This window comes from Stenotrophomonas acidaminiphila, from assembly GCA_002951995.1.
Classification (GTDB): Bacteria; Pseudomonadota; Gammaproteobacteria; order Xanthomonadales; family Xanthomonadaceae; genus Stenotrophomonas; species Stenotrophomonas acidaminiphila_A.
Map to the genome: position 1 here is coordinate 677,004 of CP019797.1, position 24,706 is coordinate 701,709.

Sequence of the window (24,706 nt, forward strand, 5' to 3'; positions counted from 1 at the left end):
CGGCCCCTGCTGCGGCCCGCCCGCGCCCGTGCGCGCCGCTAGCGCAGCGTCACTCTGTCCACCACCCACATGTCCGGACGGAAGTCGCCGCTGAAGCGGATGCACAGCGCTTCGGTCCTGTCGGCGCGGCGCAGCAGCGGTGCGCGCAGGGTGACGAAGCCGTCGGCGTCGGGGTGTGCCGGGAGGGGAGCGGTGGCGATGAGGTCGCCGTCGCAGGAGCCGGCGCGGATGTCGAGTTCGCCGTGCGCGCTGCGCGCCGGCAGGTAGCGGCGGCGGGCGTTCTCTTCCTCGCTCTGGTCGATGATGTAGGGCAGGCGGCCGGCGCGTACTTCGATGCGCTGCGCGCCGGTCATGGGCGCCTGCTCCCAGCGCCAGCACGGCTGCATGAAGGCGACGTTGAACAGGGCGCGCCGGCCGTCGGCCTGCACGGTGTCGTCCTGCATGCGCAGCACCGGGCCTTCGGCGCTGCACGGCTGCAGCTGGGCGTTGCCGCGGCTGCGCAGGCTGGCGGCGGTCACCTCGAAGCGGTCCGCCGGCTGCAGCGCGGCGCCGCCGGCGAAGGCCGCGCCGCGCAGCTGCACCGGCAGCGCGGCCTCGATGGGGCCGGTGTACAGCGGCGAGCGCAGCGTGGGCTCGCTGCCGTCGAGCGTGTAGCGCACCGGATAGCCGAGCGGATTGGACAGTTGCAGCGTCGCCCTGTCGTGGCCGGCGGGCGCATCGGCCAGCAGCACGCGGAACGGAGTGCGTGCGTAACCGACGCCCAACGCGGCGTAGCGCCGGGTCCAGGCCGGCAGCCGCTGCAGGAAGCTGGCGTAGTCCTTGCCGGCCTTGGGCGTCCAGCCGGTCTCGGCCACCGCCAGCAGGCGCGGGAAGGTGTTGTGCTCGACGGCGGCAAAACGCACGTCGTCGGTGGTCCACATGTTCGCCTGCAGGCCAAGGATGTGCTGGCGCCGGTCCGCGTCCAGCGCCTCGGGCACCGGCTCGAAGCGGTAGAACCGCTCCATCGGGATCAGCTTCGGCCGCGGGCGCCCGCCGGGCTCGTCCGGCGAGTCGGTCTGCAGGTAGTCCAGGTACAGGTCGGCGTTGGGCGACATCACCACGTCGTGGCCCTGGCGCGCCGCGGCCAGGCCGCCTTCGATGCCGCGCCAGGACATCACCGTGGCGTCGGGCGCCAGGCCGCCGTCGAGGATCTCGTCCCAGCCGATCAGGCGCTTGCCGTGCGCGTGCACGAGCGCTTCCAGGCGGTGGATGAACCAGCTCTGCAGCGCATCCTCGTCGGCCAGCCCGAGCGTGCGCATGCGCGCCTGCACGCGCGGCGATGCCCGCCATTGCGTCTTGATGGCCTCGTCGCCGCCGACATGGATGTAGCGGCCGGGGAACAGCTGCGCGACTTCGGCGAACACGCCGTCGAGGAAGTCGAATGTGGCGTCGTCCACGTTGAACAGGTTGGCGTGGATGCCGCGGTGCGCCGAGACCGGGATCTGCCGGCCCTCGGTGCCCAGCGCCGGGTAGGCGGCGATGGCGGCGGTGGCATGGCCGGGCATGTCGATCTCCGGCACCACGCTGATGTGCAGCGCGGCGGCGTGGGCGACGATGTCGCGGATCTCGTCCTGCGAGTACCAGCCGCAGTATGGCGCGGGTTTGCCGCTGGCCGGATCGATGCCGGCGTCGCCGGCGGGGATGCGGCATCCGCCGACCTGGGTCAATCGCGGATGGCGCTTGATCTCGATGCGCCAGCCCTGGTCGTCGGTCAGGTGCCAATGGAACACGTTGAGCTTGTGCAGCGCCATCGTATCGAGCAGCTGCCTGACCTGGGCCGGGGTCTGGAAATGCCGGGCCGAATCCAGCATGTAACCGCGCCACGGGAAGCGCGGCGCATCCTCGATGCGCATCGCCGGCAGCAGCACCCGCGCCGCGTCGCTCTGGGTGAGCAGCTGCCACAGGGTCATCGCGCCATGGAACAGGCCCGCCTCGCTGCTGGCGCGGATCGTGATGCCGTCGTCGCCGACGCTGAGCGCATAGCCTTCCGCCGGGATGCCGCTGGCCGGGTCGACAGCCAGGCGGATGCCGCGTGCACCTTGGCCGCGCGCGGCGATGGGCAGCGGCGTGCGCCCGGCCTTTGCGAGGAACCCGTTGAGCTGGCCCGCAACCCGCATCGCGGCGTCGCCCTCGGCCTGCACGACGGTGCTGGCATCCACGGCGAAGGCCGCGGCACCGGCATCGACCCGCATCGAGGCCGGTTGTGGAATGAGCGAGGGGACGATGGCGTCGCCGCCGGCGCGGGCCGGCTGGCACAGCGCCAGCAGGCAGAGGGACAGCCACGCGGATCGACGCATCAGGGGTTCCGGTTGGACCAAGGCCAGGCCGGATTATCCGACGATCGGCTATCGTTGCGCATCGCCGATACCGTTGCGGACGCACGCATGCATGGATACATGAGAAACCTTTTCCTGTGCGCCCTGTTGCTGGCGGCGACGCCCGTGCAGGCGGCCACGGCGCCCGGCAACGGGCCCGAACCCGGCATCGAGGTATTGCTGCGCGAACGCGCCGGCGGGTTGCACGGCAAGCGCATCGGCCTGGTCACCAACATGACCGGCGTCGACCGCGCGCTGCGCAGCGACATCGACCTGCTGGCCGCGCGCGACGACGTCGAGCTGGTGGCGCTGTTCGGCCCCGAACATGGCGTGCGCGGCGACGTGCAGGCCGGTGGGCACGTGGATTCGTCGCGCGACGCGGCCACCGGATTGCCGGTGCACAGCCTCTATGGCGAGCACCGCGAACCGACGCCGGAGATGCTGCGCGGCATCGACCTGCTGTTGTTCGATATCCAGGATGTCGGCGCGCGTTTCTACACCTACCCGTACACCCTGGCCAACGTGCTGCGCGCGGCGCGGCGCGATGGCATCCCGGTGTGGGTGCTGGACCGGCCCAATCCGGTGGGCGGGCTGCAGGTGGAAGGCCCGGTGCTGGAGCCGGCGCAGGCCTCGTTCGTCGGCATGTTCCCGATCCCGGTGCGTCACGGCATGACCATCGGCGAGCTGGCGCGGCTGTTCAACACCGCGTTCGGCATCGGCGCCGATCTGACCGTGGTGCCGATGCGCGGCTGGCGGCGCGGCGATGCCGAGCCGGGCGGGGCGATGCCGTGGGTGCCGCCGTCGCCGAACATGCCCACGCGCGACACCGCGCTGGTCTACCTGGGCACGGCGCTGCTGGAGGGCACCAACGTGTCCGAGGGCCGCGGCACCACGCGCCCGTTCGAGACCCTCGGCGCGCCGTTCGTCGATGCGCGGCAACTGGCCGATGCGCTCAACGCGCTCGACCTGCCGGGCGTGCGTTTCCGCCCGACCGCGTTCACCCCGAGCTTCTCCAAGCACGCCGGCAAGGCCTGCGGCGGGGTGCAGATCCACGTCACCGACCGCGACGCCTTCCTGCCGTTCCGCACCGGGCTGGCGGTGGTCAAGACCCTGCACGACCTGTATCCGGACGCGTTCCGCTTCCAGTCCGATGCGCCGGGCGCGACGCCCGGCTTCTTCGACAAGCTGGCCGGCAATGCCTGGCTGCGCGAGGCGATCGGGCGCGGCGACACGCTCGATGCGATGCAGGCGCGCTGGCAGCCGGCGCTGCAGCGTTTCGAGGCGCTGCGCACGCGCTATCTGCTGTACCCGTGAGCCGACCCGCGCGCGGCCGCCGGCTGTCCACCGGCGGCCATGCGGGCTCAGTCGCGCGTGCGCAGGGTCGCCTGCTGCAACACCCACATCTGCGGCCGGGTGTCGCCGCTGAAGGTCATGCACAGGTCGGCGCGACCGCTGGCCGGGACGCGCAGCGGCGCCTCCAGGGTGATGAAGCCATCGGCGTCCGCGGCCTGCGGCAACGGCTGGGACGCCAGCACCGGGCCCTCGCAGCCATCGCGCACCTCGAACTCGCCATGTGCCGCCACCGCCTTGCGGAAGCCGCGCTTGGCTTCTTCCTCGCGCAGCAGGCCGAAGTTGTAGGGGATGCGGCCGGCGCGCACCTGGATGGACGCCACGTCCTGCAGTTGCGCGTCCTCCCACAACCAGCACGGATTGAAGATGGTCACGTCGAAGCTCGCGCGCGGGCCTTCGGCGGGGGTGTCATCCTCCAGCCGCAGCAGCAGGCGGCCGCCCTGCGGGCACTGCGCCAGGGTCTTGTCGGTGCGGGTCAGCAGCGCGGCGGCGTCCAGCGTCCATTGGCTCGCGCGGTCGGCCAGCGGCTTGCCGTCGAAGAACGCCGCGGCCTGCAGCTCGGTGGGCACCGGAACGTCCAGCGGCGCGGTGTAGGCAGGCGACCGCGAGGTCGGCACGCTGCCATCGGTGGTGTAGCGGATGTCGCCATAACCCAGCGGATTGGACAGCTCGACCCGCGCCCGGTTGCCGGCGCGGTCGTCCTGGCGCTGCATCGCCACCGACAGTGCGGTCTGCCCGTAGGCGATGCCAAGCGCGCGGTAGCGGTGCAGCTGTACCGGCAGGCGTGCGAGGAAGCCGTCGTAGTCCTTGCGCTCCAGCGGCGTCCACGCGATTTCCGCCAGCGCCGCCATGCGCGGGAACAGGTTGTGCTGCAGCCGCTCCCAGGTGCGGGTGTGTTCGGTCCACATGTTGGCCTGCACACCGATCACGTGCCGGCGCTGCGCCGCCGGCAACTGCGCCGGCACCGGGTCGAACGCGTAGATCTTCTGCATCGAGGTGAACTTCGGCCGGCCCGGCGGCTCGTCCGGCAGGTTGGTCTGCAGGAAGTCCAGGTACAGGGTGTTGCCGGGCGACATCACCACGTCGTGGCCATGGGTGGCGGCCTCGATGCCGCCTTCGATGCCACGCCAGGACATCACCGTGGCCTGCGGCGGCAGCCCGCCCTCGATGATCTCGTCCCAGCCGATCAGCTTGCGGTCGCGCGCCTCCAGGAACGCTTCCAGCCGCTTGAGCATGTGCGACTGCAGCGCTTCCTCGTCCTTCAGCCCGAGCCGGCGCATGTGCGCCTGCACCGCGGGCGATGCCTGCCACTGGTACTTCACCGCCTCGTCGCCGCCGATATGCACGTACGGGCCCGGGAACAGGTCGATCACCTCGGCCAGGATGCCTTCCAGGAACTGCAGCGTTTCCTCGCGCGGATTGAACAGGTAGGGATTCACGCCCCAGTTGTGCGACGGTTCGGTGGGGCCATCGACCACGCCATGCTCGGGATAGGCCGCCACCGCCGCCTGGGCGTGGCCGGGTACGTCGATTTCCGGAACGATGGTGATGTGGCGGGCGGCGGCATAGGCCACCACGTCGCGGATCTGCGCCTGCGTGTAGTGGCCGCAGTAGCGGTTGGGGGAGCCGTCGGCCCTGCGCCCGGCCTCGCCCGGCGGCACGCGGCAGCCGCCGACTTCGGTGAGGCGCGGGTAGCGCTTGATCTCGATGCGCCAGCCCTGGTCGTCGGTGAGGTGCCAGTGGAAGGTGTTGAGCTTGTGCGTGGCCATCGCGTCGAGCACCGCCTTGATCTGCTCCACGCTCCAGAAATGCCGCGCCGAATCGAGCATCAGCCCACGCCAGGCGAAACGCGGGGTGTCCTCGATCCGCATCGCCGGCAGCGCCACCGCACTGGACTGCGGCCCGGCGAGCAGTTGCCACAGCGTCATCGCGCCATTGAACAGCCCGTGTTCGTCACCGGCCTGGACGCTGATGCCGTCGTCGCCGATGTGCAGCGTGTAGGCCTCCGGCGAGGTGCCGGCGGCTGCGGGCACGATGCGGAACTCGATGCCCGGGCCCTGATCCTGGCCGTCGGCCAGCCGCAGCGGCGTGGTCCTGGCCAGCAGTTCGGTGAATTGCGTGGCGACGCGACCGGCGGCATCGCCCGGTGCGCGGACCGCGGTGGTCGCATCGACGACGAAGCGGCCCTCGGCCGGCTGCACCACGGCCGGCAATGGAATCACCGGCGCGCCCTGCACGTCGGCGGCGGCCACGGCCAGTGCGGGCGCGGGGAGGCGCTGGGCGTGCAGCCGGTGGCAATGGCGGCCGCGGCGAGCAGGGCGGCCGCCATCAGTGTGGCGGCGGTTCGGTTTCGGATCATCGTGACTCCCTGGAACTGGATGGCGGCGTGGCGGCCCGCGCCGGTGTCCGGGCGGTGGGGCCTGCGACGCGGGCCGCCGGCCGCCACTGTAAAAAAAGCGGGCCTGGAAAAGCTCCAGGCCCGTTGGAGGAGAAAGAACGCAATCGGTATTCCTGCAGCTCCGCCCTTAGAAGGCGAAGCGCAGCGAGGCCATGTAACGGCGGCCGCTCAGGTAGGCACCGCGGGTGAGCTGTTCCACGCCCGAGTAGGAGTGGTACTGCTCGTCCAGCAGGTTCATGCCTTCCAGGCCGACGGACAGGTTTTCGTTGATCCGGAAGGCGATGGACGCATCCAGCGAGGCATAGTCCATGGTCCACAGCTGGCGGCCGGCGCTGACGTTGGTGAAGTACTTGTCACGCCAGCCGTAGGTGACGCGCGCGGTCCAGGTGTCGTTCTCGAAGAACGGGCTGATGTTGAACTGGTTCTTCGAGTTGAACGGCAGCGGGCGGCCGCCGGTGGCTTCGCCGTCGGAGTAGGTGTAGTTGGCGACGATGCCGAAGCCAAGGCCGAAGTTCTGCTGCCAGGCCAGCGAATAACCCTTGATCTTCGCGTCGCCGGCATTGCGCGGACGGTCCACCAGGTAGGTGTCGTTCTTGTTCTGGTTCTGGTTCCAGTGCGTCTCCGGGGTGGACTCGGTGAGGATGTAGTCGGCCACGTCGCGGTAGAAGATCGAGCCGGCGACGATGGCGTTCTCCGAGAAGTACCACTCGGCCGAGAAATCCACGTTGGTGGACTGGTACGGCTTGAGGTTCGGGTTGCCGCCGCCGCCGGTCAGCGCGGTGTCGGACAGCCACAGGTAGGAGGAGATGTCCGTGTAGTTCGGGCGGGCGATGGTCTTGGCCACGGACGCACGCAGCACCAGCGACTCGGTGGCGTCGTACACCAGGTTCAGGTTCGGCAGCACGTTGTTGTACTTGTTCTTCTTCACCACCGGGTCGTACGACGCCGCCAGCTTCTCGGCCGACCATTCCGGCTTGGTACAGCCGGCCAGGCCGGTGTTGCATTCGTAGCTGCCCGACTCCAGGTCGGTGCGCACGTAGCGCACGCCGACGTTGCCGCGCAGCTTGTCGAAGCTGAAATCGGCCTGCACGTACGCCGCGCCGATGTCCTCGTTGATCGACCAGTTGTTGCGCGCGAACTCCTCGGCGCTGAACGGCGAGACGACCGGCATGGTCTGCCACGGTGCCAGCCACTTGCCGCTGCTGATGTACTCGGCCAGCTTCCAGCCATCGATGGTGAAGCGCTTGCCCAGGTCACCGTAGCCGCTGAACCCGTTGAGGTAGTTGCCGGGCAGCTCGCGCGGATCGAACTGCGAGGCCTTGGCGTCGCCATAGGTGGCTACCGCGGCCAGGCCGATGCCCTGCTGGACCTGGCTGGTCTCGTGCTTGCGCTGCTTGTAGCCGAAGCGGACCAGGTAGACCGGCGAGTCGAGCTTGATGCCGAAGTCGACCTGGCCGTAGGTTTCCTTGTCGACGGTCGGCTTCTCGACCAGGTTGCCGCCCCAGCCGGTATTCCAGCCGGGCTTGGACGGGTCACCGCCCCAGCCGCCGTCCATCTGGAACTGGTCCGGGTTCAGGAACGGATTGCTGCCGGTGAAGGTGACGCTGCCGGGATTGCCCGGGGCGTCGGCGATGGACCAGGTGTAGTCGGTGCGCGCCAGAAACTCGCCGAACACCTGCTTCGGGCCGCCGTCGGCCTTGGTGCGGCCGATATGGGTGGACGCGAACCAGCGCTCGTCGTTCCAGTCGAGCTTGACGTCGTAGGTCGACGACTCGACGTTGGCGCGGCGGTTCTGCAGGTCGAACACCACCAGCCCGTTCTTGTGGCTGGCACTGGTGATCAGCCCGTCCTTGACGGTGATGTCGCTCAGCGTCTTCAGGCTGTTCCAGGTGTTGCCCTGGTGGGTGAACATCGACTGCGCCATGTGGTCGAAGTTGGCGTCGATCTTCAGCGCGTTCAACTCGATGTTCATCTGTTCCACCGGCTTGAACTGCAGCGCCAGCGAGTAGGTCTTGCGCTCGCGCTGCTGCTCGAAGAAGTGCGCGCTGGTGGAGTTGGGGCCGACCGCGTTCGGGTTGGCGTACAGGGTTTCGGCGCAGGTGCCGGTACAGGTGGCCGGCAGCGTCGGCTGCACGCCGTTGACCGGCGGCTTGGACCAGTCCGGCGGCAGGTTGGTCACCGAGCCCGGGGCACCGCCGACGCCGGCGATGTAGTCCTTGGCCCGCACGATGCCGTAGGACTCGATGCCGTCGCGGCGGATGCTCTCGTTGGAGGCCTGGGCCGAGACGATCACGCCGAAGCTGCCGGCGTCGTTCTTCCACGCGAACGCGGCCGAGGCGTTGGGATCGGTCTTCTCGACGCGGTCGTTGCGGCCATAGCTGACGCGGCCGGACAGGCTGACCTTCTCCGGCATGTCCAGCGGCTTGCGGGTGGAGACGATCACGGTGCCGCCGATCGAGCCTTCATCGATGCGCGCTTCCGGCGACTTGAACACTTCCACCTTGCCGACCAGCTCGGGCGCCAGCAGCGAGTAGTTGAAGGTGCGGGTCGGGAAGTCGGACATGTTCCAGTCGCCGGAGGCGATGGACTGGCCGTTGAGCAGGGTGCGGTTCAACGCCGGATCGGTGCCGAGGATCGAGACCTTCTCGCCCTGGCCGTAGGCGCGGTCGATGGTCACGCCGGGGATGATGGTCATCGCCTCGGCCACGTTGGTGGCCGGGAACTTGCCCACGTCCTCGGCGGTGATGACGTCGACGATGGCGTCGGCATTGCGCTTGGTCTCCAGCGACTGCTGCAGGCTGGCGCGGATGCCGGTGACGACGACGCGGTCGAGGTCGGTGGCCTCCTTCTTGCCGGCCTCCTGCGCGTGCGCGGAAAAGCTCAGGCAGGTGACGATGGCGGCGGACAGTACGGACTTGCGGTACCTCATGATGTCTCTCCTCATCATTGGCGTGATTGTGGGTTGAACCGCGGTTGCTGGGGGTGCCGGTGCGCGGGCGCGTGCCCGTGCGGCGGTGTCGTGGCTGCGTGGGTGGGAGCGTGCTCAGGTGCTGCGGTGCTGCAGGTACCAACTGGCTGCGCCGATGACGCCCAGTTGCCCGTGCTCGACCAGTTTCACGGGGATGCGCTGCAGCGCCTTGGCCATGGGCCCCTTGTTGAGGAACCGCTCGACGAAGGTGCTGCCGATGAGGAACGGGCCGAGCTTGGGCAGGATGCCGCCGGCCAGGTAGATGCCGCCCTGCACGCCGTAGAGCAGGGCCATGTCGCCGATGGTGGAGCCGAGGATTCCGCAGAACAGCTCCAGGGTCTGGACCGCGAGCGGGTCGCTGCCCTCGCAGGCGGCGGCGCTGACCGCGTCGGGGGTGGCGTGCACGGGCGCGGTGCCGCGCACCGCGCACAGGGCGTTGTAGAGGTTGAGCAGGCCGGGCCCGGACAGCGCGCCGTGCTCGATGGAGACATGGCTGCGGTTGCGCAGCATGTGCTGCAGCACGGCCATTTCCAGTTCGGTGCCGGCGGCCAGCGCGGCCTGCCCGGCTTCGGTGGCGAGCACGACCGAGCGCTCGCCGACGGGGATCCAGAGCGCGGCGCCCAGGCCGGTGCCGGGGCCGACGACGAGGGTGGGGCCGCGCGGCGCCTGCGCCGGGCCGGTGAGCTGCAGCACCTGGCTGCCGTCGATATGGGCGGCGGCGTGGGCGACGGCCTCGAAATCGTTGACCAGGTGCACGGCCTCGAAGCCGAGGTCGTCGCGGATGCGGCTGGCCGACAGCGGCCACGGCAGGTTGGCCGAGATCACGCTGCCGTCGGCCAGCGCGTAGCCGGCGCTGGCGATGACGCATTCGCGCGCGCCGGGGGCGTGGGCGTGGAAGTCGGCCAGGATCTGGCCCAGCCCGGCGTGGTCGGCGCAGCGGTAGCGGCGGTAGGCGATCACGTCGACGGCCTGGCCCGGCGTGGCACGGACCAGCCCCACCCGCACATGGGTGCCGCCGACATCGGCGGCGATCAGCGGCACGGCCGGCGCGGCGATGGGCTGGTGCTGGGTTGGACTGAAGCTGGCGACCACGCGGTTCCCCGGAGTGTCTGCAGTTCCATGGGGAGCTGCGGCATCCGGAGTTTCGGCGTTGCCTGACAACGATGTCAAGCTGTTCTGCAAAAAATTTTCAGATCAACAATGCCGCCAGAATTTCAAATAACCCAATGATTGCAATGGCAAAAATTATTTCATTCGAAACGATGCTTCAAATTTGGAGGGTGCGTAGGACCAGTCTGTTGTATTCGTGAAATTTTTTCGCATCGCCCGGGCCTGGATCGTTGTCCGCGCCGGGGGCCGGCACCGCAGCGGCCTGCGTGGTCCGTCCCCATGAAGAAAAGGGCCACCGTTTCCGGTGGCCCCTGGGGCGTGCTCAGTGCGTGGTTTCCAGTTGTATCCAGTCCAGCGTCCACAGCGCCGGTCGGGTGTCGCCGGTGAAACGGATGCACAGGTCGGCGCGCGGCGGCACCGCGTGCAGTGGCGCGCGCAGCTCCACGAACCCGTCGGCGCCCGGCGCCGCCGGCAGCGGCACCGACACCAGCGGCGTGCCCTTGCAGTCGGCCAGGATCTCCAGCTCGCCATGCGCGGTGCGGGCGGGCGCGAAGCGGCGGCTGGGTTCGTCGTGGGCGAGCTGGAAGTTGTACGGGATGCGCCCGGCGCGGACCTTCACCGCGCTCACCCCCGCCAGGTCCGCGTCCTGCCACAGCCAGCACGGGCTGAAGATGTTGACGTTGAACACCGCGCGCTCGCCGTCGGCGGGGCCGTCGTCCTCCAGGCGCAACAGCAGCTTGCCGTCGCCGGGGCAGAGGCCGAGCCGGGTGTCGTCGCGGGTAAGCAGCGAATCGGCGGTGACTGCGAAGCGGCTGGCCGCGGCAAGCGGCTTGCCGTCGAAGAACGCCGCGGCGCGCACCTCGGCCGGCAGCCTGACCTGCAGCGGCTGTACGTAGCGCGGCGACGCGGCGCTCACCGCGCTGCCGTCCAGCGTGTAATGCACCGCGTAGCCGAGCGGATTGTCGAGCGTGACCGTGGCGGTGCCGGCGCTGCGGTCGCCCTGGTCGTGCATGTCCACCTGGAACGGCGTCTGCGCGTAGTGGATGCCCATCGCGCGGTAGCGCTGCAGATGGCGCGGCAGGCGCTGCAGGAACCCATCGAAATCGCGCTTGTCCGCCGGACTCCAGCCGGTTTCGGCCACCGCGGCCAGGCGCGGGAACAGGTTGTGCTCCAGATTGCGGTCGTTGCGCGTGTGCTCGGTGAACATGTTGGCCTGCAGGCCGAGGATGTGCTGGCGCTTGTCGGCGGCCAGTTCCGCGGGCACCGGCTCGAACCCGTAGGCCTTGCGCAGCTCGATGGTCGTCGGCCGGCCCGGCGGCTCGTCCGGCGAGGACGTCTGCAGGTAGTCCATGTACATGTGGGTGACCGGCGACATGATCACGTCGTGGCCTTCGCTGGCCGCCTTCAGGCCGCCTTCGGTGCCGCGCCAGGACATCACCGTGGCTTCGGGCGGCAGGCCGCCCTCGAGGATTTCGTCCCAGCCGATCAGGCGGCGGTCGTGCTGCTCCAGGAACTTCTCCAGGCGCTTGATCATGTGGCTCTGCATTTCCATCTCGTCCTTCAGGCCGAGCCGGCGCATGTGCTCCTGCACGCGGGGGGAAGCGATCCACTGGTCCTTGACCGCCTCGTCGCCACCGACGTGCACGTACCTGGCCGGGAACATGTCGATCACTTCCAGCAGCACGTTTTCCAGGAACTGCAGGGTGCTCTCTTCGGTGTTGAACAGGTTGGGGAACACCCCCCACTGGTTGTCGATGGCCAGCTTCCGGCCGGTCACGCCCAGCTCGGGGTAGGCGGCGATGGCCGCGGTGGCGTGGCCGGGGACGTCGATCTCCGGGATCACCTGGATGTGGCGCTCGGCGGCGTACGCCACGATCTCGCGGATCTGCGCCTGCGTGTAGTAACCGCAGTAGCGGCGTGGCTCGCCGGTGGCCGGGTCGCGGCCGGCGTCGCCCAGCGACACCCGGCAGCTGCCCACCTCGGTGAGCTTCGGGTAGCGCTTGATCTCCATGCGCCAGCCCTGGTCGTCGGTGAGGTGCCAGTGGAAGGTGTTGAGCTTGTGCTGGGCCATGGCATCGAGCAGTTTCCTGATCTCGTCCATGCTCTGGAAATGGCGGGCCGAATCCAGCATCAGCCCGCGCCAGACGAAGCGCGGCGCATCGGTGATGGTGGCGGCGGCGACCTCGCCGGGGGTCTGGTCGGTCAGCAGCTGCGCGGCGGTGACGGCGCCGTAGAACAGGCCGCGGTCATCGCTGGCACTGACATCGATGCCGGTATTGGAGACCTTCAGCGTGTAGGCCTCGGCCGGCTTGGTCGCCGACGGGTCCAGGCGGAAGCGGATCTGCGCCTTGCTGGCGTTCTCGGCCACCGCCAGCGTGGGCCCGCCGTTCTGCCTGAGCAGCTCGACGAACTGGGCGGCGACGCGGCGCGAGGCTTCGTCATTGCCGCCGACCCGGGCGGCATCCTTCAGTACGAAGTCCTTGCCCCCGTCGGCCTGGTAACTGGCGGGCAGCGGGATCAGCGACGGTGCGCCGGCGGCGTGGACCTGCACGGCGGTGAGGCCGAGCAGCAGGCAACTGCCGAGCAGGGTTGCGCGACGACGCGCACGGAGGGACTTCGTCATCGGGGCGGAGCTCCTGTGTTTTCTGGAGGGTACTCAAAAAAACGCCGGGCCCGGAATGCTCCAGGCCCGGCGCGTCATGCTGCCCGGCGGTGCGGCGTGCCGGGATGGATCAGTACTTGAAGCGGAAGTTCAGGTAGTACTGGCGGCCGTTGCTGTAGAACGCGCTGGGAATGCTCGCGCTCTGGTAGTACTTCAGCGACGGGTTGTTGAGGTTCAGCGCATCGAAGCTGACGCTCATCCAGTCGGTGGCCTTGTAGCTCAGCGACAGCGACAGGGTGCCGAAATCGTCCTGGTAGTACGGGTTGGCACCCTTCAGGCCGATCAGGAACGCCGAGCGGTAGGTGTAGCTCACCCGCGCGCCGAAGGAGTCGTTCTCGAAGTAGCCACCGACGTTGTAGGTGTTCTTCGAGGTGCCGAGCAGGTTGTTGCTGCCGTCCGCCCAGGTGTGCGAGGTGCTGCCGTCGGCGTAGGTGTAGTTGGCGTTGACGCCGAAGTTGTCGCCGATCGGCTGTTCGTAGGCGAGTTCGACGCCGGTCACCTTGCCGTTGGAGTTGACCGGCACCGCGACCTGGTATTCCTCCAGCTTGTTGGTCAGCTCGCTGAACAGCATCTGCTTCTCGGTGCCGAAGGCGACATAGTCCTTCAGGTTCATCGAGTAGGCGCCGACCGACAGCAGGCCGCGCGGCATGAAGTACCACTCGAGGTTGGCGTCGAAGTTGGTCGAGACCACCGGGTTGAGCTTCGGGTTGCCGCCGCTGCCGGTGCGGCTCAGGTCCGAGCCGCTCGACGCGGCGCCCAGCGCCGAGTAGTCCGGCAGCGTCTGGGTCTGCGAGGCGGCGAAGCGGAACACCAGGTCGTCGGACAGATCGAACTTCAGGTTCGCGCTCGGCAGCACGCGGTCGTGCTTGTTGTTGAAGGACAGGGCCTTCCAGGCGCCGAACAGGCTGCTGACGTCGGCATTGGCCGGGTTGCTGACGGCCTGGTAGGTGTCGATGTCCTGGTCGATGTTGACGTAACGCAGGCCGACGTTGCCGCTCCAGCGGTCACCGGAGAAATTGGCCTGCACGTAGCCGGCGAAGTTCTTTTCCTCGACCTTCCACTCGGCGCCATAGTTGTGGCGGCCGGTGGGGCCGTCATTGCCCGACAGCCAGGTGGAGTTGTTGAGGATGGCTTCCTTCAGCGCCGCCGGGGTGAAGTACCACAGGTTGCGCGGGAAGCTGCCGCCGATGTTGCTGGCGAAACCGCCCGGATACGACGCGGTGGCGCCGTTCTTGAGCGCGCTCCAGATATCGCCCGGCGACGCACCTTCCGGCGACAGCGCTTCGCGCTTGTGGTCGGCGTAGCGGATGCCGAAGTCGATCGAGTTCAGCGTGCCGTTGTCGAAGTACTGGTTGAAGTCGGCGGTGAACCACTTCTCCTTGTCCAGCGCGGTGACCTCCTGGTTGCCCCAGGTGCCGAAGCTGGTCACGTCGCTCGGGTCGGTGCCGCCGCCCAGGCTCCAGTCGACCGGCGAGCCGTTGCCATGGGTGGCCCAGCTTGCGCCTCCATTGGCGGCCAGCGTCACCTCGGCGATGAACTGGCGCGGGGTCGAGCCTTCGCCCTTGGTGGAGCCGGCCTGGAACTTGGCGCCGAGCCGGTCGTTGACCTGCCAGTCGGCGTCGAGCGTGACGTAGTTGCTCTTTGCCGTGGCCTCGCGGTAGATCATGTCGTACACGGCATAGTTGGTGCCGGGCTTGCCCGCGTACGTCGCGTTGGTCAGCACGCCGTCCTTGACCACGTAGCCGGGCTTGGGCGACTCGCTGTTGGCGAAGTTGCCGCCCCACAGCATGAAGTTGCGGTTGTAGTTGTTGGCGTCCATCTTCGAGCTGAAGCCTTCCACGCCCAGGGTCAGGTTGTCCGCCGGCTTGAACTGCAGCGAAAGCAGGCCGCCCTTGCGCTCGCGGGTCTGCTCGAACAGGGTCGAGCCGAGCAGCGCCGGCGCGTAGACGCCGATCAGGTCCGGGTTGTTCAGGCCCACTTCGTTGAGGTTGCCGTTGCCGTCCCTGCCGGTGATCTGGAAGAAGCCGGAGGGCAGCTCCTGGGCTTCGCGGCGCAGTTCACGCTTCTGGCTGAACGCCTGCACCATGACGCCGAAGGTGTTGTCGTCGTTCTTGTAGTTGAACAGGCCGGCCAGCTGCGGGTCGTTGGACTTGGCCTGGTCCGAGCGCACCGCGCCGATCGAGGCCTCGGCGGTGATCTGCTTGGCGAATTCCAGCGGCTTGCGGGTGATGATGTTGACCGTGCCGGTGGTGCCGCCGTCCTGCAGCTTGGCCTGCGAGGACTTGTTCACTTCCACCGAGCGCACCAGTTCCGACGGCAGCAGGGTGTAGCTGACGCTGCGGCCGACGTTGCTGCCCTGGCTGAGCACGAACCAGTCGGCCGAGCCGACGCTGTGGCCGTTGATCAGGGTTTGGGTCAGGCTCGGGCTGGTGCCGCGCAGGCTGACGCGGTCGGCTTCGTCGAAGCCGCCTTCGTCGGCGCTGGACGAGCTGATGTTCACGCCCGGCAGGCGCTGCAGGGTGTCGGCGACGTTGTGCGCCGGCAGCTTGCCGACATCTTCGGCGGTGACGACCTCGACGCGTGCGTTGGCTTCGCGCTTGGTGTCCAGCGACTTTTCCATCGAGCCGCGGATGCCGGTGACGGTGACGGTGTCCAGGTCGGTCGCCTTGGGCTGCGCTTCCTGCGCGTGGGCGCTGAAGGCAAGGCAGCCGGCGATGGCTGCCGAAAGCAGGGTCTTGCGGTGCATGTTGTCTCTCCTCAACATCGGAATGAAAGGCACGGGCGTGCCGCTTTACGTCTGGTCTTGCTATTGCATCTGTTGCTTATGCTGCGAGGCTTGCGTGGCCAACTTTTCCAGATACCAACTGGCTGCGCCGATGACGCCCAGTTGCCCGTGCTCGACCAGTTTCACGGGGATGCGCTGCAGCGCCCTGGCCATGGGTCCCTTGTTGAGGAACCGCTCGACGAAGGTGCTGCCGATGAGGAACGGGCCGAGCTTGGGCAGGATGCCGCCGGCCAGGTAGATGCCGCCCTGCACGCCGTAGAGCAGGGCCATGTCGCCGATGGTGGAGCCAAGGATTCCGCAGAACAGCTCCAGGGTCTGGACCGCGAGCGGGTCGCTGCCCTCGCAGGCGGCGGCGCTGACCGCGTCGGGGGTGGCGTGCACGGGCGCGGTGCCGCGCACCGCGCACAGGGCGTTGTAGAGGTTGAGCAGGCCGGGCCCGGACAGCGCGCCGTGCTCGATGGAGACATGGCTGCGGTTGCGCAGCATGTGCTGCAGCACGGCCATTTCCAGTTCGGTGCCGGCGGCCAGCGCGGCCTGCCCGGCTTCGGTGGCGAGCACGACCGAGCGCTCGCCGACGGGGATCCAGAGCGCGGCGCCCAGGCCGGTGCCGGGGCCGACGACGAGGGTGGGGCCGCGCGGCGCCTGCGCCGGGCCGGTGAGCTGCAGCACCAGGCTGCCGTCGATGTGGGCGGCGGCGTGGGCGACGGCCTCGAAATCGTTGACCAGGTGCACGGCCTCGAAGCCGAGGTCGTCGCGGATGCGGCTGGCCGACAGCGGCCACGGCAGATTGGCCGAGATCACGTTGCCGTCGGCCAACGCGTAGCCGGCGCTGGCGATGACGCAGTGCGCCACCTGCGGGTGGTGGCTGGCGAAGTCGGACAGGATCGCGCTCAGGCTCGGATGGTCGCCGCAGCGGTACTTGCGGTAGGACAGGATCTCGATGGTCCCGCCATCGCTGCCGCCGGCGCGGATCAGGCCGACGCGGACATGGGTGCCGCCGACGTCGGCGGCCATGAAAGGTAGAGACGCGCTGTCGAGCGGAAAGGTCTGCAGTGTGGGGGCGGCAGCGGTCACTCGGTTTCCCTATGGCGTTGGGGGAGCGCCCGTCAGGCGCCATCGGGAGCCGAGTCTGTAATCGTTCTGACAACGATGTCAACGAATAGTTGAAACTTTCGATGCTGCGCCGCAGCGCCGTTCTGCGCGGCGGCGACGGCTGCGGTTCGGTTGCATTCGAAAGCAGGCGGCCGGCAAACCCTGCGTTTTCAAGCGCGCGAGCACTGGCTGCATGCCGTGCGGCGCGCTGCCAGCGTGGGCGGCAGGCGGGTCACGCGTACACGCGTTGTTGACAAACGCGTCGGCACCCAACCATAAATGTGACAACGTTGTTCCCAGTTACCACCGGTCGGCGTGAGCCGTCCCTCTCGCAGCTGCAGGAGCCTTGACCAATGTCCGCTGTTCCCGCTTCCACGCCGCGCACCGGCATGGCGTCGTCGATCGCCATCGTCGGCGGCCTGTTCTTCATCCTTGGATTCTGTACCTGGATCAACGGGCCGCTGATCACCTTCGTCAAGCTCGCCTTCGAGGTCAGCGAGGTGTCAGCGTTCCTGGTGCTGATGGTGTTCTACCTGTCCTACTTCTTCCTGGCGCTGCCGGCGTCGCTGATCCTCAACCGCACCGGCATGAAGAAGGGCCTGGCGCTGAGCCTGGCGGTGATGGCGGTGGGGGCCATGATGTTCGGCCAGTTCGCGACGCAGCGCTGGTTCGCCGGTGCGCTGGGCGGCCTGTTCGTGATCGGCGGCGGCATGGCGCTGCTGCAGACCGCGGTGAACCCCTACATCTCGATCCTCGGTCCGATCGAGGGCGCGGCCCAGCGCATCGCGCTGATGGGCATCTGCAACAAGGTCGCGGGCATCCTGGCGCCGATCGTGATCGGTTCGCTGGTGCTGCACGGCATCGGTGATCTCGACGCCCAGGTGCAGGTCGCGGACGCGGCCACCAAGGCGCAGCTGCTCAGCGATTTCGCCGCCAAGATCCATACCCCGTACATGGTGATCGCCGGGGTGCTGCTGCTGGTGGCGGTGGGCGTGCTGTTCTCGCCGCTGCCGGAAGTGCGCGCGGCCGAGGCCAACGCCGTGGCCGCCGACGGCGCCGCGGAAAAGCACAGCATCTTCCAGTTCCCGCACCTGTGGCTGGGCGTACTGTGTCTGTTCGTCTACGTCGGCGCCGAGGTGATGGCCGGCGACGCCATCGGCACCTACGGCCATGGCTTCGACCTGCCGCTGGACCAGACCAAGCTGTTCACCTCGTATACGCTGACGGCGATGCTGGTCGGCTATCTGGTCGGCCTGGTGCTGATCCCGCGCTTCATCTCGCAGGAGCGCTGGCTGGCGGTCTCGGCGGCGCTCGGCGTGCTGTTCAGCGTGGGCGCGTACGTCACCCACGGCTACGTCTCGGTAGGCTTCGTGGCCGCGCTGGGCTTCGCCAACGCGATGATGTGGCCGGCGATCTTCCCGCTGGCGATCCGCGGCCTGGGCCGCTTCACCCAGACCGGCTCGGCGCTGCTGGTGATGGGCATCGCCGGCGGCGCGATCATTCCGCAGGCGTTCGCGGTGCTCAAGCAGCATTTCGACTTCCAGCTGGTGTTCGCCGCGCTGATGGTGCCGTGCTACCTGTACATCCTCTATTTCGCTGTCCGCGGGCAGCGTGCGGGCCGCGCGCATGGCGGCTGAATCGAGCATCATGGCGGCCAGTCAGTCCAGCCAGGAAACCGTCATGCGCAGGCCCACCATCAAGGACGTCGCCGAGCGGGCAAAGGTGTCGCTCAAGACCGTGTCGCGGGTCATCAACAACGAACCGTCGGTGATGCAGGCCACCCGCGCGCGGGTGCTGCGCGCGGTCGCCGAGCTGGATTACGAGCCGGATCCGTCGGCGCGCAACCTGCGCAGCAACACCACGTTCGTGATCGGGCTGGTCTACGACAACCCGAACCCGTACCACATCATCGGCGTGCAGAACGGCGTGCTGTCGGCCTGCCGCGAGACCGGCTTCGGCCTGCAGATCCATCCGTGCGACTCGACCTCGCCGATGCTGGCCGAGGAACTGGCCGACTGGGTGCAGCGTTCGCGCCTGGCCGGGCTGGTGCTGACCGCGCCGATGTCCGAGCGCCCGGAGCTGGTGGCCGCGCTCAACGCGCGCGGGATCAAGACGGTGCGGATCATCGCCGCCACCGAAGACCCGGCCGACGGCGCCTGCGTGTTCGTCGACGACCGCGATGCCGCCTACGAGATCACCGAGCACCTGATCCAGCTCGGGCACCAGCGCATCGGCTTCCTGTGGGGCGGGCCGGAGCACCGCTCCAGCGGCGAGCGCTATGCCGGCTACGAGGCCGCGCTCAAGGACTACGGCATCCCGCTGGACAAGCACCTGGTGATCCCGGGCGACTACACCTTCGACGATGGCTTCCGCGGTGCGCGCCGGCTGCTGGCGCTGCGCGAGCCGCCCACCGCGATCTTCGGCTCCAACGACGAGATCGCCGCCGGGGTGCTGGCGGCGGCCAACTCGGCCGGGCTCAACGTGCCCTACGACCTGTCCATCGCCGGTTTCGAGGACAGCCCGTTCTCGCGCCAGTCGTGGCCGGCGCTGACCACCGCCAAGCAGGCCACCGGCGACATCGCCCGGCATGCCGCGCGGCTGCTGATCAGCCAGCTGCGCACCGACGCCTACGAGGACAACCCGGTGCAGCTGCAGAACCAGGGCTTCGTGCCGCAGCTGGTGGTGCGCGGCTCCACCGCGCCGCTGCGCCAGCAGCCGTTGCGGCCGCCTTCCCCTTCCCCGATCTTTCCGAGTAGAACCATGTTGCCCAGCGAGACCGAAACCCTGATGTTCAACGAGGCCGCGTCCAGCGCCTCGGTGATCGCCGCCCAGTTCGCCCGCAACCACGAGCGCGTGCGCGCGCTGGCCGCGGACCTGCGCCAGAACCCGCCGCCGTTCGTGGTCACCTGCGCGCGCGGCAGTTCCGATCATGCCGCGACCTACGCCAAGTACCTGTTCGAGACCCGGCTGGGGCTGGTGACCGCCTCGGCCTCGCCGTCGGTGGGGTCGGTCTACGAGGCCCGGCAGCAGCTGCAGGGCGCGCTGTACCTGGTGATCTCGCAGTCCGGCAAGAGCCCGGACCTGCTGCGCAACGCCGAGGCGGCCAAGGCCGCCGGCTCGCGCGTGGTGGCGCTGGTCAACGTCGAGGATTCGCCGCTGGCGCAGCTGGCCGATACGGTGATCCCGCTCGGTGCCGGTGCCGAGCGCAGCGTGGCCGCGACCAAGAGTTACCTGGCCTCGCTGGCCGCGATCCTGCAGTTGTGCGCCTACTGGCGCGATGACCCGACCCTGATCGCCGCGCTCGACGCCCTGCCTGCGGCCCTGGCCCAGGCCTGGCAGTGCGACTGGAGCGCGCTCACCGAAGGCCTGGTCGATGCCCACAACCTGTTCGTGGTCGGCCGCGGCCCCGGCCTGGCCGCGGCGCAGGAGGCGGCGCTCAAGTTCAAGGAAACCTGTGGCCTGCATGCCGAAGGCTACAGCTCGGCGGAGGTCAAGCACGGGCCGATGGCGCTGGTCGGCCGCGATTTCCCGGTGCTGGCCTTCGCCCAGCCGGACGAGACCGGCGCCGGTACCCGCGCCCTGGCCGACGAGTTCGCCGCGCGTGGCGCACGCGTGTGGCTGGCGGGCGAGGGCGGCGACCTGCCGGTGGCGGCCGCGCCGCACCCGCTGTGCGCGCCGCTGCTGACGGTGCAGAGCTTCTACCGCGCGATCAACGCGCTGGCGCTGCGCCGGGGCCATAATCCGGACCTGCCGCCGCACCTGAACAAGGTGACCGAAACCGTCTGAGCGCCGGTCCCCGGCCTGCGCGGCGGGCCGCGCGTCGCAGGGGGCGGCACAGGCCGCCGCCGGCTCACCGCGCAGGCGCGCGCGACCTGCCGCCGCCGCCATCGAACGGGCAGGGACGCTGCCGTTGTTCATCCTCCCGGCGCAGGGCTGCGGGAGGGCATCCGGAACCAAGAAGATGACCAGCTACGCATTGACCCACGCCCGCATCCTGGGCAACGACGACTTCCACTCCGGCCACGCGGTACTGGTGCAGGACGGCAAGGTGGCGGCGGTACTGCCCGAGGCCTCGCTGCCGGCAGGCGTGCCGCGGCACGATCTGGGCGGCGGCTGGCTGCTGCCGGGCTTCATCGACGTGCAGGTCAACGGCGGTGGTGGCGCGCTGCTCAACAACGCCCCGGACGTGGCGTCGCTGCGCACGATGATGCGCGGGCACCGCCGCTTCGGCACCACCGGCATGATGCCGACCCTGATCAGCGACGATGCGGCGGTGATGGCCCAGGCCATCGCCGCGGTGCGCCAGGCCATCGCCGAAGGCGTCCCCGGCATCCTCGGCATCCATCTGGAAGGCCCGTACATCGCGCCGGCGCGCAAGGGCACCCACGATGCCGGCAAGTTCCGCGTGCCGGGGCCGGACGAGGTGGCGATGGCGACCGCGCTCGACAACGGTGTCACCGTGATCACGCTGGCACCCGAGCGGGTGCCGGTGGAGACCATCCGCGCGATGGTCGGCAACGGCGCCATCGTCTGCGCCGGCCACACCGCCGGCAGTTACGAGGAAACCCGCGCCGGCCTGGAGGCCGGCATCAGCGGCTTCACCCACCTCTACAACGCGATGACGCCGCTGCAGGGGCGCGAACCCGGCGTGGTCGGCGCCGCGCTGGAGGACCCGCACAGCTGGTGCGGGGTGATCGTCGATGGCGTGCACGTGCACCCGGCCAGCCTGCGCGTGGCGCTGGCGGCCAAGCCGCGCGGCAAGGTGATGCTGGTGACCGATGCCATGCCGATGGTCGGCGCCGACGATCCGTCGTTCGCGCTGTATGGCGAGGTCATCACCGCCGTCGATGGCGTGGTGCGCAACGCCGCCGGCTCGCTCGCCGGCTCGGCGCTGGACATGGCCACCGCGGTGCGCAACACGGTCAGGCTGCTGGGGCTGCCGTTGGCCGAAGCCGCGCGCATGGCCTCGACGTATCCGGCGCAGTTCCTGCGCGTGGACGACCGTTACGGGCATATCGCCGCGGGTTACCAGGCGGATTTCGTGCTGCTGGATGAAAGGCTGCAGGTGCAGGCGACGTGGATCGCCGGGCAGCGCGAGTGAGGGAGCCGCTCTCCCTTCGTGGCGGGAGGGCACGGTTTGCGCGCCGCTGGCGCGCGCGTGCGTTCGAGCGCCCACGCCATTGGCGTGGGCCGGGACGCGGAGCGGGAGGGTACGGGCGGAGCCTCACAGCGTTCGATCGTGCGAAGCCCCGTTTTGATCGGCCCTGGGCAACGGCAGCGGCTTTCGCTCCCGCTTCGCGTGAGCGGGTTACTCATCTTTGGCTCGTGCAAAGAGAAGGTAGCCAAGAGCAAGCACGCCTGCCTTCGCGCCCACGGCAGTGACGTGCCGTGGGTCCACTCCGCCGCCGGGATTTTTTTGACGAGACATCCCTGTCTCGTCGAAGAACGACGTGCATCCCAGCACGTCGCCGCTTGCGGGGACTTGTCCGTCGGCGCCGTCGCTGCGGAAGGGGACCCGGCAAGTCAAATCACGAGCAACAGCAACAGCAACAGCAACAGCAACAGCAACAGCAGGCCTCTGCTTGTGGTTCCGGCAAAGGTGGCAGTTCTTTTCAACAGACCGAAGGGCTGGTCAATCGCTTCTCGATGCGGTGTCTGCCGGCCTCCGCTACCTGACCGCACGGGATACCCTCCATGAGCAGTTCCCCATCCAGCCAGACACCCACCCGCTTTGCATCGGTCGATGCGCTGCGCGGCATCACCGTCGCGGCCATGCTGCTGGTCAACAACCCGGGCACCTGGAGCCACGTGTACGCGCCGCTGGAACACGCGGAGTGGAACGGCTGCACGCCCACCGACCTGGTGTTCCCGTTCTTCCTGGTGATTGTCGGCGTGTCGATCGCGCTGGGCGTGGTGCCGCGGGTCGAGCAGGGTGCCGACCGCGCCGCGCTGAGCCGTACGGTGCTGGTGCGGGCGGCACGCATCGTCGGTCTGGGCCTGCTGCTGCACCTGCTGGCGTGGTGGTGGCTGGACCTGGCGCATTACCGTCCGCTGGGGGTGCTGCAGCGTATCGGCGTGTGTTTCGCCGCCGTCGGCGCGCTGGCGATCTGGTCGCGCGCGACCACGCAGTGGGCCTGCCTGCTGTTGTTGCTGTCCGGCTACGCGGCGCTGCTGGCCGCGGGGGGCACGCTCGAGCCGTGGCACAACCTGCCCAGTCGCGTGGACACCGTCGTGTTCGGCGACCTGGCTTACCGCTACGACGCCGCCACCGGGCTGGGGCATGATCCGGAAGGGCTGCTGTCGACGCTCGGCGCCCTGGCCTCGACCCTGCTCGGCCTGCGCGCCGGCGCGCTGCTGCGCCAGGGCCGTGCGGCGCGGCTGCTCCCGGCCGCGCTGGTGCTGTTGCTGCTGGGGGCGCTGTGGTCCAGCTGGCAGCCGCTCAACAAGAACCTGTGGACGCCGTCCTACGTGCTGTGGACGTCCGGTTGGGCACTGGCTGCGCTGTGGCTGGCGCACGTGCTCATCGACCGCGTGCAGTGGCCGCCGCTGGGCCGGCGCTTCGGCGTCAATGCGATCACCGCCTACGCCGGCTCCGGGGTGACGGTGCTGGCATTGCTGGGCACCGGCAGCTGGGGGTGGCTGTACAGCCACGTGTTCGATCGCTGGATCACCCCGCTGGCCGGTGCCGAAGCCGCCTCGCTGGCGATGGCCATCGCCTTCGTCGCGGCCTGGTGGCTGCCGATGTGGTGGCTGGACCGGCGCCGGATCTACCTGAAGATCTAGCCCCCAAAGCCGGGTCCGCGCCCATTCCCCGGGCAACGGACGTTGACCTGGGCCTGTTCCCGGCGCTGTTCTATCCTGCATCGGTAGCGATTAGCGATGTGCCATGGGATGGAACCACGATGTGCAGGAAGCGGAAACGCGCGCTGGCGGTGATGCTGTGGATGGCGATGCTGCCGGCGTGGGCGCTATCGGCCACCCCGGTGCCCTCGTTGCCTGCGCGGGAGCAGATGCTGGGCCTGCTGGAGCAACGGGCGCTGCATCGGAACCTGGTGGACTGGAGGGCGTTGCGTCGCGAGCTTGCCGCGACCACCGATGCCGAACGGCAACGCGCGCTGCTGGCCGACGCCATCCACCGCGCGACCGCCGGTCATGGCGGGTGGATGGCGGCCGCGGAGCTGCGCGACAGGTACCGCGCGGCGGCGCCCGCGGCCGCGCTGCCCGCGGCTGTGGAAGCGTCTGCTGCGCCGGAGGCCGGGCGGATCGACCCGCGGCTAGGTCGGATCACGATCGGGCCCTATCTGCCCGATCCGGGGCTCACCCGCGCGCAGCAGCGGGAAGCCGAGCAGCAGCACGCGCAGCGTCTGCGGGACACGCTCTGGGGCCTGGACGATGGCAGCCGTTGCGGCTGGATCGTGGACCTGGCCGACAACACCGGCGGCAACATGTGGCCGATGCTGCTGGGGGTGGGGCCGCTGCTGCGCGGCCGCGTCGGTGGCACGGACGTGGTCGGGCATTTCCAGGATGCAGGCGGGCTGCAGCCATGGCGCTACCGCGACGGTGCGGTCTGGGTGGGCCAGGCCCTGCGGCTGGCGGCGGACGACGCGGGCCGGCGCCTGCGCCATCCCGAGGCACCGCTCGCGGTGCTCCAGTCCGGGCGTACCGCCAGTTCCGGCGAGGCCATCGTGCTGGCGCTGCGCGGACGTCGCGGCAGCCGCAGTTTCGGCACGCCGACGATGGGCTACTCCACTGGCAACGTTCCGGTGACACTGGTCGACGGCAGCACGCTGCTGCTCACCACCACGGTGATGAAGGACCGCAACGGCATGGGCGATGGCAGCCGCATCGTTGCGGATGTTCCGGCGGCGCTGCCGGCCGATGCGCTGCGCCTGGCGCAGGCATGGCTGCTGGCGCAGCCGGCCTGTGGCGGAAAACCCACGGGAAGTGCAGGGGCAGGCGCGCCATCCTGGAAAACCGCCCCCTGACT

Annotated in this window: 11 protein-coding genes and 4 pseudogenes; 8 read left to right on the forward strand and 7 right to left on the reverse strand. The window is 69.2% G+C overall.

The genetic code is table 11. The features are described from left to right. Positions 1-38: 38 nt before the first annotated feature. The gene (locus B1L07_02930) at positions 39-2,336 is read right to left on the reverse strand and encodes a beta-hexosaminidase (protein ID AUZ54250.1); all 2,298 of its coding nucleotides are present in this window, start codon (positions 2,334-2,336) and stop codon (positions 39-41) included. Positions 2,337-2,435: 99 nt separating this feature from the next. Here B1L07_02930 and B1L07_02935 point away from each other — a divergent pair, with 99 nt between their 5' ends. Further along, entirely contained in the window at positions 2,436-3,668 is a 1,233-nt protein-coding gene (locus tag B1L07_02935) for a hypothetical protein (protein ID AUZ54251.1), read from the forward strand. Positions 3,669-3,715: 47 nt separating this feature from the next. Here B1L07_02935 and B1L07_02940 read toward each other — a convergent pair. The 6 genes and pseudogenes from B1L07_02940 to B1L07_02965 form a co-directional block, all read right to left on the reverse strand. After that, a pseudogene (locus B1L07_02940) lies at positions 3,716-6,063 on the reverse strand (beta-hexosaminidase). 166 nt (positions 6,064-6,229) lie between these two features. After that, positions 6,230-9,031 (reverse strand): TonB-dependent receptor, encoded by a 2,802-nt coding sequence (locus B1L07_02945; GenBank protein AUZ54252.1) that lies wholly within the window; start codon positions 9,029-9,031, stop codon positions 6,230-6,232. A gap of 114 nt (positions 9,032-9,145) precedes the next feature. Continuing rightward, entirely contained in the window at positions 9,146-10,126 is a 981-nt protein-coding gene (locus B1L07_02950; GenBank protein AUZ56430.1) for a glucokinase, read from the reverse strand. Between the two features lie 376 nt (positions 10,127-10,502). Further along, the gene (locus B1L07_02955) at positions 10,503-12,803 is read right to left on the reverse strand and encodes a beta-hexosaminidase (GenBank protein ID AUZ54253.1); all 2,301 of its coding nucleotides are present in this window, start codon (positions 12,801-12,803) and stop codon (positions 10,503-10,505) included. Between the two features lie 109 nt (positions 12,804-12,912). Further along, the gene (locus tag B1L07_02960; protein AUZ54254.1) at positions 12,913-15,588 is read right to left on the reverse strand and encodes a TonB-dependent receptor; all 2,676 of its coding nucleotides are present in this window, start codon (positions 15,586-15,588) and stop codon (positions 12,913-12,915) included. 60 nt (positions 15,589-15,648) lie between these two features. Next, on the reverse strand, positions 15,649-16,641 hold the full coding sequence (locus tag B1L07_02965) for a glucokinase (protein AUZ54255.1): 993 nt from the start codon (positions 16,639-16,641) through the stop codon (positions 15,649-15,651). 431 nt (positions 16,642-17,072) lie between these two features. Between B1L07_02965 and B1L07_02970 the strand changes: the two genes are divergently transcribed. The 7 genes and pseudogenes from B1L07_02970 (at position 17,073) to B1L07_03000 (ending at position 24,704) form a co-directional block, all read left to right on the forward strand. Continuing rightward, entirely contained in the window at positions 17,073-18,356 is a 1,284-nt protein-coding gene (locus tag B1L07_02970; GenBank protein AUZ54256.1) for a glucose/galactose MFS transporter, read from the forward strand. A gap of 43 nt (positions 18,357-18,399) precedes the next feature. Next, a pseudogene (locus B1L07_02975) lies at positions 18,400-19,422 on the forward strand (LacI family transcriptional regulator). Between the two features lie 198 nt (positions 19,423-19,620). After that, positions 19,621-19,980, forward strand: a pseudogene (locus B1L07_02980) (iron dicitrate transport regulator FecR). A 105-nt stretch (positions 19,981-20,085) separates the two neighbouring features. Beyond that, positions 20,086-20,334, forward strand: a pseudogene (locus B1L07_02985) (iron dicitrate transport regulator FecR). Positions 20,335-20,680: 346 nt separating this feature from the next. After that, entirely contained in the window at positions 20,681-21,820 is a 1,140-nt protein-coding gene (locus B1L07_02990) for an N-acetylglucosamine-6-phosphate deacetylase (GenBank protein AUZ54257.1), read from the forward strand. A 593-nt stretch (positions 21,821-22,413) separates the two neighbouring features. Next, on the forward strand, positions 22,414-23,502 hold the full coding sequence (locus tag B1L07_02995) for a DUF5009 domain-containing protein (protein AUZ54258.1): 1,089 nt from the start codon (positions 22,414-22,416) through the stop codon (positions 23,500-23,502). Positions 23,503-23,621: 119 nt separating this feature from the next. Beyond that, the gene (locus B1L07_03000) at positions 23,622-24,704 is read left to right on the forward strand and encodes a hypothetical protein (protein ID AUZ54259.1); all 1,083 of its coding nucleotides are present in this window, start codon (positions 23,622-23,624) and stop codon (positions 24,702-24,704) included. The last annotated feature ends 2 nt before the right edge of the window (positions 24,705-24,706 follow it).